This is a genomic window from Hymenobacter negativus, from assembly GCF_017571495.1.
Taxonomy (GTDB): Bacteria; Bacteroidota; Bacteroidia; order Cytophagales; family Hymenobacteraceae; genus Hymenobacter; species Hymenobacter negativus.
Genome location: NZ_JAGETZ010000004.1, coordinates 249,156 through 266,682, shown reverse-complemented (window position 1 = coordinate 266,682; position 17,527 = coordinate 249,156). Strand labels below are relative to the sequence as shown.

Below are 17,527 nucleotides of genomic sequence, written 5' to 3'. Positions count from 1 at the left end.
CTGTGAATCAACCCGACATGACCCGCGCGCAGCTGGAAGCAGCTCTGGGCCAGTTGCAGGCCGAAAACGAAGCGCTGCGGGCGGAGCTAGCCGCAAGTGCAGCTGCCACGCCCAACCCGCTGGTGCCCGAGCCCGCGCAGCTGGAGCAGCTAATGCAGGGCATCTACTTAGCGGTGGTATTCACTGACACCGCCGACCAGATTATCTGGGCCAACGACGGCTTTACGGGGATGTATGGGGTCGATGTGGCCCAGTTGCTGGGCAGGCAGATGAGCCAGTTTCTGCGGCCTCTGCTCACCGAGCCCGTTACGCTGAGCTACATTCAGGAAAGCCTGGCTGCTCAGGTCGCTTTTCAATACGAAGTGCCCCGGCCGGGCTTGCCGGGTGAGGCTGGCTGGATACGGGTAAAGGTGCTGCCTATTCGCAACGCGGCCGGCGACGTGGTGATGATAGCCAAGCTCATAGAAGACATCACCGACTGGAAAAAAACGCTGGCCGAAAGCGAAGTCCGCTTCCAGGCCCTGGCCGAGAGCGCGCCCGGCGTACTCTACGAATGGCGCAAAAACAAGGACAACAGCTTCGAGTTCGTGTACGTCAGCCCGAAGCTGTATGAGCTGTTCGGCATCCGGGTGGAGGACATTGTGCGGATGCCCGATTTCGTGCACCCCGACGACCGGGCCAGCTTTATGCAATCGATGGCCGATGCGGTGCGGGACGAAGCCCCGTGGAACCACGAACACCGCGTGATAGTAGAAGGCCAGCCCCTGCGCTGGATGCAAAGCAATGCCGTGGTGATTGGGAGCGATGAGCGGGGCGTCGTGTACAGCGGCATCCTGCAGGACACCACGCAACTGAAACAGGCCAAGGCTGTGCTGCGTGAAAGTGACCTGCGCTGGCGCCTGACCGTGGAGGGGTTCGGCGACGGGACGTGGGAGCGCAACCTGGTTACCAACGAAATTTTTTATTCCATCCCGTACAAGGCCATGCTGGGCTACCAGCACGAGGAATTTCCCAGCGTGCTCATGACGTGGCGAAACCACGTGCACCCCGACGACCAGGAAGCCGCTTCGCAGGCGTTCGAGCGCTACTTGCGGGACGAAACCCCGCTGTATGTCAGCGAACACCGGCTGCGGCGCAAGGATGGCACCTACACCTGGGTGCTGTCGCGGGGCATCGTCACGGAGCGCGATGCCGCCGGCCGGCCTGTGATTTTCAGCGGGTCCAACACGGATATCTCAGCCCTGAAAGAAACCCGCAATGCTCTTGATGCTTCCCTAAAGCGCCTTTCTACCGTGATTGCCAACTTCCAGGAAGGCCTCGTGCTGGAAGATGAGCACCGCCGCATCATGCTGGCCAACGACGCCTTTTGCGACCTGTTGGACAACCCCGTAACCCCGGCCCAGCTGGTGGGCAAGGAAGGGGCCTGGCTGGCCGAAGGCTCCAAATCCTCCATGCGCTACCCACACCGCTACGTGGCTCGCATCGCGGCCTTGCTGCAACGGCGCAAGCCCGTGAGCGGTGATATTCTTTCCCTGCTCGATGGCCGGGTGCTGCAGCGCGACTTCACGCCGATTTTCGACGGTGACCGCTACATCGGCCAGATGTGGAAGTTTCAGGACATCACGGCCCGCATCAATGCCGAAGCCGACCTGCGCCGCCGCGAGGAGAAATACCGGGGCATCATCGAAAATATGTCGCTGGGCTTGGTAGAAGCTGACTTGAACGACCACCTGCTCTACGCCAACCAGAGCTTCTGCGACATGACCGGCTACTGCACCGACGAGCTGGCCGGCCAGCGCTTTTCGCCCATCCTTCTCGACGGCAACGACCTGGCCATGGTGGAGGCCAAGCTGAAAAGCCGGGAGCACGGCATCTCCGACTCCTACGAAGTAGTGGTGACCACCAAGACCGGCGAGCGCAAGTGGCTGCTGGTGAGCGGTGCTCCGCTCTACGGCGACGACCAGCAGCCCATCGGCTCCATCGGCATCTATCTTGATGTGACGCCCCAGAAGCGGCTCGAAGCCAGCCTGCGCGAGGCCAAGGCCCAGGCCGACATCAGCAGCCGTGCCAAGCAGGACTTCTTGGCCAACATGAGCCACGAAATCCGCACGCCCATGAACGCCATCCTGGGCATGAGCCAGCTCCTGGCCCAGACCGAGCTCAACGCGCCCCAGGCCAGCTACCTGCACGCCATCACGGCATCGGCCGAGAACCTGCTGGTCATCATCAACGATATCCTGGACCTGTCGAAAATCGATGCCGGGCACATGGCCATCGAGCGCATCGGCTTCAGCCCCCGCGAAGTGCTGGCGCAGGTAGAGAAAACCCTGCTCTACAAGGCCGAAGGAAAGGGCCTCACCTTCATCACGCAGCTGGGGCCGGGCGTGCCCGCCGTGCTGTTCGGCGACCCCTACCGCCTCACCCAAATCCTGCTCAACCTGGCCGGCAACTCCGTAAAATTTACCGAGCATGGGTCTGTAACGGTGGCTTGCTCCCTGCTCGAAACCCTGCCCAATGGTGAGGTGCGGGTGGAGTTTGCCGTGGGCGATACCGGCATTGGCATGGAAACCAACTACCTGGCCCAGATATTCGAGAACTTCAGCCAGGAAGACTCGTCGGTGTCGCGCAAGTTTGGAGGAACCGGATTGGGCCTAGGCATCAGCAAAAAGCTGGTGGAATTGCTGGGCGGCGAGCTGCGCGTGAGCAGCCAGAAAAACTGGGGCACCACCAGCCGCTTCACGCTATGCCTGGCCGTGGCCACCCCCGCCGACCTGCCCCAGCCCAAAGCCAGCACCGACCTGAGCAGCCTGCGCTACGCCCTGCGTGGCAAGCGCGTGCTGCTGGTCGAGGACAATACTTTCAACCGCATGCTGGCCGGGGTGTTCCTGACCAACCTGGCCATGGAAGTGACCGAAGCAGCCAATGGTGAAATTGCCGTGGAGCTGGCCCAGGCCCAGCCCTTCGACCTGGTGCTGATGGACGTGCAGATGCCCGTGATGGATGGCTACGAGGCCACCGCCATCCTACGGCAGGACCTGGGTCTCACTGTGCCCATCATTGCACTCACAGCCAACGCCATCAACGGCGAGCGCGAAAAATGCCTGGCCGTGGGCATGAACGACTACCTCACCAAGCCCTTCCAGGAAACCGCCCTCATCCGCATTGTGCAGGACTGGGTGCTGGGCCCGTTGGCTTCCGCGCAGTAGGGTAGGGGCCGGCTGTCATCCCGAACATGGCGAAGTGTCTTGTGAGCAGTACTCGATAGAGCTGATGTTCAATATACTAGGATGGCCCTACTTCTCCTCACGGCCGTGCACCTGTGCGGGAGGCGAGGTAGCTTCTACGGCCGTAAAAGCTTCCAGAATTTTGTAGGTATGCTCGGTATTGGCGGGTACCACCCAGGAGTTACCGGGCTCCAGGATAACCAGTTGGCCAGCTATGTGTAGTTCGGCCCGGCCACTGAGTACGTAGCCCACGGTTTCGTAGGAGCGGGTGGCGGGTTCTTTGGGTTCGCCGGGCTGCTCTTTTTCCCACATCCGCATGGCAACGTGCTTGCCGGAGGCCAGGTATTTTTCACCGTCGGGACCTTTGGGAGAATATTCGGAATCAACTTTAATGATGGTGGTATCGGACATGGTGCGGGATTGGGAAAGGAGTGAAGTATCTTTTGGCCGGTCTAGCGGACCATAAGTGCAACGCTGGTCCGGTGCCTGGCTAACGGGCTAAGCGCAGCCGCCGTTGCCGGCTCGCCCCGAAACCTTCGCCCCGCTACCCGGTTACTTTCCCTGCTTCATCCTTACCGCCTTTTTCTGTGCCCATCCTTCCCGATTCTTTTGCCGCCGAGTTGGCCCAGGCCCACGCCTCAGTACCCGACGCCCTGCCCGGCGCGGCCTTCTGTGCCTTGGCCGATGGCCTCTTAGCCCTCCTGTTTCCGCACCGTGCCGAGCGGCCGCTGGCCACGGCCGATGCCGTCGCCTCGGAGCTGTATCACTTCCGGTCCGAACTGGCCATTCTGCTCACCAAGGTGCCGTCGTTGCCGGCACCGGCCGGGGCGCTGGCCGATGAATTTACGGCCCAGCTACCAGCGCTACGGGCTGCCCTGCTACGCGATGCCAGCGCCATTCTGGCGTCCGACCCCGCCGCGCAGGGAATTGGCGAAATCATCAGCTCTTATCCGGGCTTTTATGCCACGGCGCTTTACCGGGTGGCGCACGCGCTGTATCAGCGGGGGCTGCCGCGCCTGCCGCGCCTGCTGAGCGAGTACGCCCACCAGCGCACGGGGGTCGACATTCACCCGGGGGCGCACATCGGGCCGGCGTTTTGCATCGACCACGGCACCGGCTTGGTCATTGGCGAAACCGCCGTTATCGGGGCCAATGTGCAGATTTACCAGGGCGTGACCCTCGGGGCGCTGAGCGTGACCAAGGGCCTGCAAGGCCAGAAGCGTCACCCCACTATCGAAGACCACGTGGTGATTTACGCGGGGGCTACCATTCTGGGTGGCAGCACAGTAGTAGGCGCGCATAGCGTCATCGGCGGCAACGTCTGGCTGACGGAAAGCGTACCCTCGCACTCCCGCGTATACCACCGCGCCCACATCAACATCTCGCGTAGCGTAGACCCTGCCGCCGAACTGGTTTTTTCAATTTGATTTAACAACCATGTCATGTCATCCTGAGCGGAGCGAAGGATGATAGTTGTTTTCTAAGCCTGAAGTTTTCAAGACACTACGTTTCCAAAACCCATGAAAGCCAATACCATTCTCGACACCATTGGCAATACGCCGCTGGTCCGCATCAACAAACTATTTGCCGCTACCCGTCCCGATGTGGAAGTCTGGGTGAAGCTGGAGCGGGCCAACCCCGGCGGCTCCATTAAGGACCGGATTGCGCTGAGCATGGTTGAGCAGGCTGAAAAGGATGGCCTCATCACCAAAGATAGCCTGATTGTGGAGCCCACTTCCGGCAATACCGGTGTGGGCCTGGCCCTAGTGGCCGCCGTGAAAGGCTACAAGCTGACCCTGGTGATGCCCGAAAGCATGAGCATCGAGCGCCGTCGTCTGATGGCTGCCTACGGGGCCAACCTAGAACTCACGCCCCGCGAAAAAGGCATGAAAGGAGCCATCGAGAAAGCCCAGGAAATAGTGCGTAACACCCCCGGCGCCTGGATGCCCATGCAGTTCTCGAACCCCGCCAACCCGCAGATTCACGCCCGGACCACGGCCCAGGAAATCCTGCGCGATGCTCCTGAGGGCTTCGATTTTCACATCACCGGCGTGGGCACCGGCGGCCACATCACGGCCGTAACCGAAACCCTCAAGCCCCACTTCCCCAACCTGAAAACCTTCGCCGTGGAGCCGGAGGCATCGCCCGTTATCAGCGGGGGCGCGCCGGGGCCGCACCCCATCCAGGGCATCGGCGCGGGCTTCATCCCCGAAAACCTGAACACGGCCATTCTCGATGGCGCCATCCAGGTATCGCAGCAGGAAGCCTACGAGATGACCCGCCGCGCCGCCCGCGAGGAAGGCATGTTTGTGGGCGTGTCGTCGGGGGCGTCGTTGGCCGCCATCGCCAAAAAGCTGCCCGACATGCCCCAGGGCAGCCGTGTGCTCACCTTCTGCTACGATACCGGTGAGCGGTACCTGTCGGTGGAGGGGCTGTTTGTGTAGTTACTGTTGCCTGTCGTCCTGGGCAGAGACGAAGGATGACAGTTGATATTCAGGACGACTGATGATATCTAAAACGCCCGGCCAGAATTCTGGCCGGGCGTTTTGCTTACCGCAGCGTTGGGGCCTACTTTTAGAACTTGTAACCCTCTCATCCCAACCCCCTTCTCCAACAGCTTACCACACCATCTTCACCCCTGTATGAAAAAAAACATTACCCACCTTCTTACGCTGGCGCTGGGCGCGCTGGGGCTGGCCACGGCCCCCATGGCGCAGGCGGCCTATGTGCCCGTCACCGTCACCGGCTACAATGCCGACGTGGTGGCCAATGGCACCGGTACTTCCATCAACTCGACCACCATTGGTATCGACGCGGGTGGCTACGTATTTATGGCCCAGGACTATAACCCGACCGGCACCTCGTATCTACCCAACAGTGGCCTCATCAACAGCGCGGCCACGGCGGGCGTGACGTTCCAGATGGCGTCTTACGCAGGCAATAACTCACTGCGGATTCCGGCCAGCGGCACGGGGACGGGCACCGGCACTGGTACGCTCACGTTTGCCACGCCACAGTCGGCCGGAGAGGTATACCTGATGGCTACGTCGGGCAGCGGCGCGGCTACAGTCGACATGACCGTGACCTTCAGCGACGGCACCACGCAGGTGTTCAGTGGCCAGACGGTGTCGGACTGGTATGGCGGTGCCAACTACGCCGTTCTGGGTCTGGGCCGGGTGCAGCGCGGCGTCGAAAACCGCGAAAACAGCGCTTCGGACCCTCGCTTGTACCAAATCCGGCTGACCATTGCTGCGGCTAACTTTGCCAAGCAGATTCAGAGCATCGCCTTCTCGAAAACCTCGACTTCGGGCGTACTGAATGTGATGGGCGTCACCATCAACTCGGTGTGCAACGGTACGCCCGCCGCTGGCACGCCCACCAGCACCACTGCCAGCGCCTGCGTGGGCAACAGCTTCACACTGAACACCACCGGAGCCGCTTTCGGCTCGGGCATCAGCTACCAGTGGCAGAGCAGCCCGGCCGGTGCCAATACTTTCACCAACTTGGGTACTTCGCAAGCCACGTCGGCCTACACCGTGGCCAACCAGACGGCTGCTACTGATTACCGCGTCGTGGTGACCTGCGCGGGCAGCACGCTGTCGTCCTCGTCGGCCGTAATAGCAGTGGCCCAAAGCTCGTTTCTCAACTGCTATTGCACGCCCACTGGCGGCAGCTGCACCAGCGAATGGATTCGGGGGGTAAGCTTCGGCGCACTCAGCAATACCAGCACCTGCACCACTGGCGGCTACGTGAGCTACACCAGCAACACGGCCCTGACCACCACCCTGGCCCCTGGCAGCACCTACCCACTTACCCTCGACCTGCACATCAACGCTACCAACAGCCAGGCTGGCGTCTGGATTGACTACGACCACAGCGGCACCTTCGACGCCTCCGAATACACGCTCATTGGCACGGGCCCAGCCACCGGCTTCACCAGCCTCGACCTGAGCCTGACGGGCTCGGTAGCAGTACCAGCCACGGCCCTCACTGGCCCCACGCGCATGCGGGTGCGCTCCAATAACGGTGGGGTAGTGGGCAATCAGGCCTGCTTCAACAGCTACTTCGGGGAGGTAGAGGACTACCTCGTGACCATTGCTGCCGCCACTGCCTGCTCCGGCACTCCCACCGGCGGCACTGCTACGGCATCTGCTGCTGCGGTGTGCCCGGCTACCTCGTTCGTCCTGCGGGCCAGCGGCTATACCACCAATGCTACCGGCCTCAGCTACCAGTGGCAGAGCAGTCCGGCGGGAGCCAATACGTTCACCGCCATCAGCGGTGCTACCACCGTGCCCTACACCGTGCCCAGCCTCACCGCTAATACCGACTACCGCCTGCAAATCACCTGTGCGGGTAGCGGTGCCTCGGCCTTGTCCGTTCCCGTGAGCGTCACGCTCTCGCCCTTCACGCAGTGCTACTGCACGCCCACTTATGTCAGTGGCGGCAACTCCGATATTATCCGCACCGTGACGGTGGGCACCCTAGCCAGCAACACCGGCACGCTCGCCAATGCGGCACCTTATTACCACGACTATAGCAGCCAGCAGCCTGCTACCCTGGCCATCCCCAGCCTGCCCGTGAGCGGTACCACCAACATTACCCTCACCTTCGGCTCCGATGTGAACCAGTACAGCGCCCTCTGGATTGACTTTAATCACAATGGCATTTTTGACGCGACTGAGTATTTTACGCTGGGTACCAATGCCGGCACCAACGGCACGGCCGTCATTCCGGTGGCTGTTCCGGCGGCTGCCCTGCTCGGCCAAACCAAGCTGCGCGTGCGCGGCGGCGATGACCTCGTGCCCCTGGCCACCCAGGCCTGTGGCGCTTCGCAGTCTGATTATGGCGAGGCTGAAGACTACTTGGTGAACTTGGTGGTAGCCACCGCCAGCCGTTCGGGCCAGGCCAATGTAGCCCTCAGCGCTTTCCCCAATCCTGCCACCGCAGCGCTCACGGTGCAGGTGGGCATTGTTGGCCCGCAAGCTCAGGTAGCCCTCACCGACCTTACCGGCAAGGTGCTGCAAACGGCTCTGGTAGCCAATCAGTCGGCTCACTTCAATATGAGTGGCCTGGCTGCCGGCATCTACCTGGTGCGCTATCAGGATGCAAACAATACCCAAACCATCAAGGTCAGCAAGCAATAAGCTGACTTGGTTTAAATGCAAAAAGGCCCCGCAACTTGGTTGCGGGGCCTTTTTTTATGCCTGGCTTGGTCCGACCAATTGTCGTCCAGACGATAACGTAACAACCACAGTCTCGGTCCGACCACCTGCGGCGGTCGGACCGAGACTGTGCTTTAATCAATCACCAAGCGGCGGTTCAGCTTCGTGCCATCGGCGAGGCGCACTTCCAGGGCATACACGCCCGGCGTAACGCCCGTCAGGTTCAGGTGCTGAATCGAGGCTTTCACCTGCGACAGCTGCTGCATCCGTACCTGCCGGCCCAGCGCGTCAATCACACGCAACTGCACGTCCTGGCTGGTGGGCAGGTTGAGGTCGAGGTTGAACTGGCCGTCGTGGCTGGGGTTGGGGTACACATCGAGGGCATTCAGCAGTTGCGCCGTTGCCGCGCTCGTAACCGTGCCTGCCACTTGGAAATTAAGCGTGTATTCGCAGCCGAAGTCGCCGCTCAGGGTTTGCAGCACGCTACCCGCCGAGTTCAGGATGCGCATGGTACCGTTGCCCACCGTAGGCGAAGCCCACCAAGCAAAGCCGTCGCAGCCAGCATCGGTCACGCGCAGCGAGTAGCAGCCCGGTGCCAGTCGCACGTTGTCGTTGTAGGTGGTGGTGCTGTTGGCGTTCACGCGCTGGCTTACCACGTTGCCGGCCACATCGATAATCTGCCAGCTGGTTTCGTTGATGATACCAAAAGTGTTGGCGCCATTCGTCGTCATGCTTACCGTAACCGAGCCTGGCAACGTGATGGTGGGGGAGAATTTCGTGGTGAGGGTATCGTTGTAAGCGTTCTGGTCGCGGCTGGCGTTGGGGCTGGTCGTCCAGGCCTGGAAACGGCCACCGGTTGTGTTGTTCATCAGTGTCGTGAGGGGAGGCAATGCCACCAGCGTGTCGCGGCCGTAGGAAAGGTTACCCGTCCAGTTATAGGTCTGGAGCGGCCCGCGGCCTTTCACCCGATAAGCAATGGTCACGGCCGTGAGGCGGTTGCTGCCTAGGTTACGCAGCCGCACCTGTGGGCCGCCGCACGTTGGGTTTTCGCGGACGTAATTCTCGTTTGAGTTCGGCGAGATGATTTCATCCAGCGACGCATCGGTCTGGAAGTTGATAGCCCCTGACGACACCAGCTGGCTGCTCCAGATGTATTGGGCCGAAGCCGCCGTCTGGTTGGAGGCCGTGTAGGGCTGCATGTTCACATCAAGCGAGAAAGGCTGGCCGGGGGTGGTAATGTTGGTGAGTGGCTGCACAATGCGGCGCACCACTGCGCCTGGGCACCAGTTGCCCCGGTCATACACCCAAGTCCCCGTCTGCGGATAGACTTCGTTCTTACCGCAGTCATCGCGCCACAGAAACGTATTGCCCCGCGACGTGTTGTTGACAAGCAGCGAATAATAGCGGCGGCAGAATTCGGCGCAGTTAGCCGGGTCCGAACCGTGGCCCGAAATCAGGCTCTTGAGCGCAATAGTGCCCGCCGAAGGAGCTGTAAAGGTCTTAGCCGGCAAGTAATTGTCGATGGGGTCTGCCGTGACGCCGTAGGCAAATGTACCGTTGTACACGTTGCGCACATCTATTGGGTCTTGGGGCGGCGTGCCTTCAATGAAATCAAGTCGCACTGTCACCCGGAAGCCCCACGAATAGCCCTGGTACTCGAACCGGAAACCGGGGCTGCCCACCAGCATGGGGGCGTAATCGGTCACGTCCACCACGTAGTCGTGGCTCTTATTCGAAGCCAGCCAGTCGGTAGCATACGGCGTCATAATGCGGGCCAACTCCAGCGAGTCGTGCGCCGGGGGCCGCAGAATCACCCGCGTAGTGTAGTCCCAGGAGCCGCAGTATTGGGTGCCGGGAGGGCAGGCATAGCGACTCAGAATGTAGTGCATCAGCACTTTGCGGTAGCGACGACCAGTTGCCGGCATCACCGTCGTGGTGTCGTAGTTGCCGTAGTGGGTGAGGGGGCGCCGGTTGAAAATGGTGACGCGGGTTGTGTCGCCGGGGGCGGCCAGGCTACGTTCGGGCAGGGTTAATATTCCTGCTACCAAACCAAGCAGAAAAAGTAATTTTCTAAACATAAGCGGATGAATGATTTACGCCTCAAGATAGAAACGGAAACCCATACCCGCTTAATCCATCCACCAATGCCGCAGTTTCTACAGCTTCGGCATAGCGCTTACCCCTGATGTTTCTGCTGTGCCAAGGGCCTCATTTGGCCACGGTTCGGTATCAAATCCGTAACAATCTCACTAAAATATGGCAATGATGCTAATTCATAAGCGAAGCCAATATTTCTTCGGCTTAGGAACAGTGCCGAGCCAAACAGATGCGGTGCGGGCTATTTGTAGCTCCAGCCGGCTGTAAAACAAAACAGGCCGCCACAACCTTAGTTGTAGCGACCTGTCTTTATTCACTTCTTCAGTGGAGAATATCGGAGTCGAACCGATGACCTCTTGCATGCCATGCAAGCGCTCTAGCCAGCTGAGCTAATCCCCCTGATTTGGTCTTTACCGCCGTGCCATTTGCGCTTTGGTTCAACAAAAGTACGGGCGAAATCCGATTGCGCAAGTGCCAAAAGGTAGATTTTAGTTAAATGACCGAGGGTCAGGCTGAAAATTTATAAAAATTGTCTATTCGATAGTCTGGTGCTAAAAAACGTTGGCCAGCTCCCCTGAAGAAGCTGGCCAACGAGAAAATAGAACAGGAACGGATTAATAAGCAGCGATACTCAAATCAGTCTGCTTGCGGAAAGGAGCAACCGATGCCCGATTAAAGTCTAGGCCGCTGTAGGTGGTAGTAGCCCGCACCGTTGTGGTATTGTTTACATACAACGAGGTGGTAATGCGTTCGCCAACAGTAGCTGTACCTGATTTCTTCAAACCTGGGCGGTTGTCGCTGCTGAATACCAAACGTACGATAGGTGCTGGCTGACCATCTTGGAGTGTTACGGCGGGAATAGTTAAGGTCTGAGTCGTGCGCGTTGGGGTCACGGTAGCCAGTGGAGTAGCAGCAGTCGTCAGCGGGTAGAACGTGCTACCGTCGCTCTGTACTTCCGGAGCGAGCAGGTATACCGCAATGCGAGGATTTACAAGCAGCGTATCAGTAGCCAGAGCCGAGCCGGCGAGGCTGTATGTCAGGCTGGATGTGTTCGTGCGGGTAAGCCGGGCCGGGGCCGGGTCAGTGCTGATTTCAGAGCACGAAGCCAGGGTCAGTCCCGCGAACAGCATGAGGAGGAAATTTTTCATGGCGTGAAGCAAATAGGGTCAGATGACTGCCGTGTTAGTTAAAGGTATAGCGCAGGCCCAACTGAATGCGGTAACGCGAAGTTTCACCGGTGTTGTAGCGGTCGGTCACGTTCAGTGTTTGTACCGTGGTGTTTACTGAGCGGTCCAAGTTCACATTACGCGTACTGGTGATAGGGTTGAACTGAAAGTTAGGCTTGCCAGTAGTTTGGTCGAAATTGACAAACGATAGGGGCGAGCTACGCTGTACTGCCTGCGACACGCCCCAATTGCTGTTGATAAGGTTGCCGATGTTGAAGACGTCAATGCTGAACTGAAGCGAGTTGCGATTTTTGCCAATGTTGGTGAAAACGTCCTGCAACAAGCGTGCATCCACAAACGCAAACCATGGGTTAACACCACCGTTGCGTTCAGCGTATTCGCCACGACGCTTGTTAAGATACTTATCTTGACTGATGTAGTTGTCGAGGTCGGTCCACTGCTGGTCAGCAGTATAAATAACAGCTTGGGGCGTGTTGGCGAACAGGGTCAGGTTTGTAAGTTGAATATCTTCACGGCTCCGGGGAATGTACATTAGGTCGTTCTGCGTAGCACCGTCACCATTCATGTCACCATTATACACATACGAATAGCGACCATTAGGACCGGCATCTAGGAATGCAGAGAACGTCGTGGCTAAGTGACCAAGGTATTCCTTCCGATAGGAGAGCGAAGCCACGACGCGGTGCGACTGTAGGTACTGCGAATAACTCAGATTTTGCTCATTTGGGTCGCCCGAAATAGCGCGAGTCGACCACAGCGGGAAAGGCGTCGAGCCTTGAATGCTTACGTCACGTGCATCAGCGTACGTGTACGCTAGGCTAGCGGAAACACCGTTGCTGAATGACTTCTGCAGTTGGCCTGTCAGAGTGTAAGAGTAGCCTTTATTCGAGTTACGCATCACGATAGCGCCATCGTTGTTTACAATCTTGGGGCTTACCTGAAAAACACGCGTGTTGAGAGCAGCCGGGTCGCGGTATAGCGGGCGCTGGTCAGCACCGGCCGAGCGAGCCGTCGAGTTGGGCAGGTTCACGTTGTCGAAGAACACGGAGTTCAGGTCTTTCGTGAAAATAGCGTCCAAGGTCAGGACAACGTCGCCAGGCAAGCGCTGGTCAACACCCAGACTGGTGCGCCATACTTGAGGAAATTTAAAATTCTTGTCTGTAACAGCCAAGTTGTAGGTAGCAGGCGTTTTAGTAGGGTCAAGAGTTCCGCCGGTAGCGCTGGGCAGATAGTTCGGGTTAGGATTGAAGGCAACGGCGTTGGGGTTCGGCGTAGCAACAGTAGCACCTGGCAGCGTGATGGTGGAGTTGATGCTCTGAGTACCAAACAGCAAGCCGTTGTTCGAAGCTTGGTTCGAAAGCAGCACGAAGGGCACACGACCTGTGAAAATGCCCGTACCACCGCGAACTTGTGTCTTGGTATCGTCATTCACGTCCCAGTTTACGCCAATCCGTGGCGAGAACAGGATAGAGGCCTTCTGAAATTGGTCAGTATAGATGTGCTCGCCATTGCGGAAGCTGATGGCGGCGGCATCCTCGTTGCGGGGCAGCGTCGTGTTCACGATGGGTACGTCAATGCGCAGGCCGCCGGTTACTTTGATGTTTGGGCGGGCCGACCATTCATCCTGCAGGAAGAAGCCCAACTGCATGGCCTTGATGGTGGCGTAGGGTAGTTCCAAATTCGGGTTCTGACCGTTGATGTTCAAGACGTAACGGTTCGAGTAGTTGTTAGTAGCCGTAGCTAGAGGTACTCCAACAGCATTCGGGTTGGAGTTTGGCGTGCCATCTGCATTGCGGGGCGAAAGCGTCTGGTCGGCATTATAAACATAGCCAGCCGAAGCATAGAAATCGCTCAGCGAGTTGAAGTTGTAGCGGCCGTACAAGTCCGGAGCGAAGCCGTTGCGGAACTTGTAAAACTCATTGTAGGTACCCAGCGTGATTAGGTGCTTGCCGGTCGTGTACGTCAGGTTGTCCGATACTTGGTAGATGTCCGAATCCAGCAAGTTGCCGGGCGTAAACAGCTCGTAGCCGAACGAAGTGAGCGAAGTGCCAACGTTGCTGGTGGCGTCAGTGTTGCGAATGTCAACGAAGGGGAACGGCGAGCCACCCAGCGACTCGCGGTAGTCGCGCTGAGCCGTGAAGCCCGCCTGAAACTGGTTCGAGAAGCGCGAGCTAATGGAGGAGTTCAGTTCCGCAATAACCGACTGTACATCGTTGTGGATGCGGTAGTAGGCCGAAAGCGAGGGCAGCGTGTTCTGCGAAATACCCCGACCGCCAGTTGGCGAAGGTGTACCACTGCCGCTAGGCGAAGCATCACGGTAGGCTTTCAGGTAGTTATACTTGATGCTGAAAGTATTTTTTGAGTTAATGTTCCAATCAATCTTGGCCGTGATTTTATCCGAGTTCTGAGCCAGCTGGTAATTCTCGTAAGCGCCAATGCTGTAGCCGTACTTGTTCTGAACAAAGCTGGTGAGCACGTCGAGGTCGGAGGCATTTACACGCGTGGTGTTCGAGCCAACGCCAGGAGCAGGAAGCCCAGGACGGTTAGCCACAAAAGTGCCGGGGGGGTCTTTGCGACGCTCACCCTCAACGCTCACAAAGTAGAACAGCTTGTCTTTAATGATGGGGCCACCCACGCGGGCACCCAACTGGTAGAGACTAAAAGCAGGGAAGTCTTGCTTTAGGTCACGCACTTTGCTGCCTACCAGCTTCTCGTTGCGCTCGAATCCGTAGATAGACGCCGAAATGTCATTGGTACCGCTCCGGGTCACGGCGTTGATGCCGGCACCAGTGAAAGAACCCTGACGTACGTCGTAAGGAGCCAGGTTTACCTGAATCTCTTGAACAGCATCCAGCGAAATCGGCTGAGCATTGGACTGACCACCGACTGTAGACGACAACCCAAAGGAGTTGTTGAAGATGGCACCGTCGATGGTTACGTTGTTATAGTTGCCACTGCGGCCGGCAAAGCTTTGGTTGTTGGCGCTGCTGGCTTGGGGTGTGAGGCGGGTAAAATCGGCAAAAGAGCGGCTCAGCGAAGGCAGGCGCTCAATTTGCTCGCGCTGCACTGTGGTGCTGGCGCCCGTGCGGCCAGCGTTGATAACCGGGTCGCGGCGGCCGCTCACGGTTACTTCGCTTAGCTCGGTGGTGGCGTCGCTCAGTTGCTGGTCGAAACGCTGGTTTTGGCCCAGGCTCAGGGTGATGCCTTCACGAACAAGGTCTTTGTAACCCACAAACGTCACGCGAACCGTGTAGGGACCACCTACGCGCATGTTCTGAATGTTGAAGCGTCCGTCGGAATTGGTAGGGGCTACGTATTGCGTATTGGTCGGCGTGTGAATGGCAATAACTGTGGCCCCAGGCAGGCCCGCGCCAGTCTTGTCACTGATAACGCCGCTCATGGCGGCCGTGGTGGCGCCCTGGCTCCAGCCCAAATGGGCCGAAAGCAGCATTATCGCCAACAAGCAGAATTGGCGTAAAAGTGAATTATTCATATGCAAAGAGTTTGGTGGAAACAGTGAGTTTGGTGAACGTGAGACAAAGGTACGGCAGGGCATAAAGAGTTAATATTACGGAAAATTTACCATTTATTCGATACTGAACACTAGTTGTTTAGACGGAATGCTAGTCTATTTACAATGCAAAGGTACTCTGCATGTCGCTATAATCGGGGCCGAACGGCGCGGATAAAGCGGCTCAAGTAATAGTCAGATTCCAAGCTGTTTTCAACGACACCCAGCGAGGTGGAAGCGTGAATAAAATCAACGCCCTCTTCATCAGCCACCGTGACCATGCCCACGTGCGTGATGGTGCGACTACCCGGCGAAGCTCCAAAAAACACTAAGTCGCCCGGACGCAAATCGGTCGTTTTTACTGGTTCGCCCCACACAGCTTGCTCGTTGGACGAGCGTGGGATGCTGATGCCGGCCTCGCCAAACGACAGCTGGAGCAGCCCGGAGCAATCGAGTCCCAGGCGGGTAGTGCCGCCGTATAAGTAAGGCGTGCCTTGGTAGGAGCGGGCCGCTTCAATCACCGAAGCCAGTGTGCCGGTGGCGTTGCCCGTACGGGCCGGACGTTTCACTACTACCTTGGCTTTGGTACCGCTGGGCGATACGCCCACGGCCTTGGTTTTGCCCACGGGCCGGGCGCTGCCGCGGTTTCCGCCCTTTTTCAGGCGTACCATCTCGCGCGCCGAGCGGTACTGGCCGTCGCGGTAGTTGAGCTTACGGTTGCAGCTTGCCAGCAAGAGCAAAGCCGGCAGCAGTAGCGGTAGTATCTTCGTTGTCACCCTCCCCATCGGCCGCAAAGATAGTTTGCGCGGCGTTTCTAGTTTTACCGCTCATGGATTTTAACGTTTTGACCCCCGAATTATTGGTTGCCTTTGAGGCCATTGTTGGTCCCGCGCATGTACTCACGGCCCAGCGTGCCGAGGCGGCGGCTACTGCCGATGCCTACGCCGATTATGGCCGCGACCATACCGAGGATTTCCATTTCGCCCCCGACGTAGTGCTGCGCCCCGGCTCTGCCGAGGAAATAGGCCATATTATGCGCCTTTGTCATGAAAACCGCCTACCTGTGACGCCCCGGGGAGCGGGTACTGGGCTGAGCGGCGGCGCGTTGCCCATCCACCACGGTGTGGTGCTCAGCACCGAGCGCCTTAATAAAATCATCCAGATTGATGAGCGCAACCTGCAAGCTACCGTGGAGCCTGGTGTGATAAACGAGGTGTTTCAGAACGCGGTGAAGGAGGTGGGCCTGTTTTATCCGCCCGACCCGGCCAGTAAGGGCAGCTGCTCCTTAGGTGGCAACCTGGCCCACAGCAGCGGCGGCCCCAAAGCCGTGAAATACGGCACCACCAAAGACTACGTGCTGAACCTGGAAGTGGTGCTGCCCACCGGCGACATCATCTGGACGGCCGCCAACACACTCAAAAACTCCACCGGCTACAACCTCACCCAGCTCATGGTGGGCTCGGAGGGCACGCTAGGTATTATCACCAAAGTGGTGTTTCGCTTGCTGCCTTTTCCGCAGCACAACATCCTGATGCTGGTGCCCTTCCGGCTGGAAGAGCAAGCGGCTGATGCGGTTTCGGCGGTATTCCGGGCCGGTATTATCCCCTCGGGCATGGAGTTTATGGAGCGCGAGGCCATTGCCTGGTCTTCGGATTACCTGAAAATCCCGCTGACGCTGCCCGAAGACATCAAAGCCCACTTGCTCATAGAGCTCGACGGTCAGGATTTGGATGAGCTCTATAAGGAGGCCGAGCAGGTGTATGGAGTGCTGGAGAAATACGACGTGGGCGAAATCCTGCTCGCCGATACGGCCGGCCAGAAAGATGACCTTTGGCGCATCCGTCGGAACATCGGCAATTCCGTGCGCTATAACTCGGTATACAAGGAAGAAGACACCGTAGTCCCCCGCGCCGAATTGCCCACGCTCCTCAAAGGCGTGAAGGAAATCGGTGCCCGCTATGGCTTCAAGAGCGTGTGCTATGGTCATGCTGGCGACGGCAACCTACACGTCAACATCATCCGCGGCGACTTGGACGACGAGATGTGGAACGTGGGCCTGCGCCAGCCCATCACCGAAATCTTTGAGCTGTGCGTGAAGCTGGGCGGCACCATTTCCGGTGAGCACGGCATTGGGCTGGTGCAGAAAGGCTACATCGGTATCGCTCTCAAAGAAGCCAACCTGAACCTGATGCGCGGCATTAAGAACGTGTTCGACCCGCACGGCATCCTGAATCCGGGCAAAATTTTCTAGTCAACCCCGCGCCCAATGGCACGAGTACCCCGAATTTTCAATTCGGCCTATTGAACGATGATGTTCTGGCGGGCCAAATTGAAAATTCGGGGTAC

At 58.5% G+C, this 17,527-nt stretch carries 10 protein-coding genes and 1 tRNA gene; 5 read left to right on the top strand and 6 right to left on the bottom strand.

Annotated elements, in window-relative coordinates; genetic code table 11:
* Nucleotides 1-2: 2 nt before the first annotated feature.
* The gene (locus J4E00_RS10890) at nucleotides 3-3,206 is read left to right on the top strand and encodes a PAS domain S-box protein (RefSeq protein ID WP_208175181.1); all 3,204 of its coding nucleotides are present in this window, start codon (nucleotides 3-5) and stop codon (nucleotides 3,204-3,206) included.
* A gap of 87 nt (nucleotides 3,207-3,293) precedes the next feature.
* Here the strand turns inward: J4E00_RS10890 and J4E00_RS10885 are convergent, their stop codons facing one another.
* On the bottom strand, nucleotides 3,294-3,635 hold the full coding sequence (locus tag J4E00_RS10885) for a cupin domain-containing protein (RefSeq protein WP_208175180.1): 342 nt from the start codon (nucleotides 3,633-3,635) through the stop codon (nucleotides 3,294-3,296).
* A 176-nt stretch (nucleotides 3,636-3,811) separates the two neighbouring features.
* Here J4E00_RS10885 and J4E00_RS10880 point away from each other — a divergent pair, with 176 nt between their 5' ends.
* The 3 genes from J4E00_RS10880 (at nucleotide 3,812) to J4E00_RS10870 (ending at nucleotide 8,368) form a co-directional block, all read left to right on the top strand.
* Nucleotides 3,812-4,651, top strand: a complete 840-nt coding sequence (locus J4E00_RS10880; protein WP_208175179.1) for a serine O-acetyltransferase — start codon at nucleotides 3,812-3,814, stop codon at nucleotides 4,649-4,651.
* Between the two features lie 93 nt (nucleotides 4,652-4,744).
* Nucleotides 4,745-5,668: a cysteine synthase A gene (gene cysK, locus J4E00_RS10875; protein WP_208175178.1), complete on the top strand. Its 924-nt coding sequence runs from the start codon at nucleotides 4,745-4,747 to the stop codon at nucleotides 5,666-5,668.
* A 198-nt stretch (nucleotides 5,669-5,866) separates the two neighbouring features.
* Nucleotides 5,867-8,368, top strand: a complete 2,502-nt coding sequence (locus J4E00_RS10870; RefSeq protein WP_208175177.1) for a GEVED domain-containing protein — start codon at nucleotides 5,867-5,869, stop codon at nucleotides 8,366-8,368.
* 152 nt (nucleotides 8,369-8,520) lie between these two features.
* Here J4E00_RS10870 and J4E00_RS10865 read toward each other — a convergent pair whose 3' ends face one another.
* The 5 genes from J4E00_RS10865 to J4E00_RS10845 form a co-directional block, all read right to left on the bottom strand.
* On the bottom strand, nucleotides 8,521-10,464 hold the full coding sequence (locus J4E00_RS10865) for a peptide-N-glycosidase F-related protein (protein ID WP_208175176.1): 1,944 nt from the start codon (nucleotides 10,462-10,464) through the stop codon (nucleotides 8,521-8,523).
* A 344-nt stretch (nucleotides 10,465-10,808) separates the two neighbouring features.
* A tRNA-Ala gene (locus J4E00_RS10860) sits at nucleotides 10,809-10,882 on the bottom strand.
* 215 nt (nucleotides 10,883-11,097) lie between these two features.
* Complete coding sequence (locus J4E00_RS10855) at nucleotides 11,098-11,631, bottom strand: hypothetical protein (protein WP_208175175.1); 534 nt, start codon at nucleotides 11,629-11,631, stop codon at nucleotides 11,098-11,100.
* A 34-nt stretch (nucleotides 11,632-11,665) separates the two neighbouring features.
* The gene (locus tag J4E00_RS10850) at nucleotides 11,666-15,163 is read right to left on the bottom strand and encodes a TonB-dependent receptor (RefSeq protein WP_208175174.1); all 3,498 of its coding nucleotides are present in this window, start codon (nucleotides 15,161-15,163) and stop codon (nucleotides 11,666-11,668) included.
* Nucleotides 15,164-15,330: 167 nt separating this feature from the next.
* A complete protein-coding gene (locus J4E00_RS10845) occupies nucleotides 15,331-15,921 on the bottom strand; it encodes a C40 family peptidase (RefSeq protein WP_236049704.1) in 591 nt (196 codons plus the stop codon).
* An 89-nt stretch (nucleotides 15,922-16,010) separates the two neighbouring features.
* Between J4E00_RS10845 and J4E00_RS10840 the strand changes: the two genes are divergently transcribed.
* Entirely contained in the window at nucleotides 16,011-17,432 is a 1,422-nt protein-coding gene (locus J4E00_RS10840; RefSeq protein ID WP_208175173.1) for an FAD-binding oxidoreductase, read from the top strand.
* Nucleotides 17,433-17,527 lie beyond the last annotated feature (95 nt).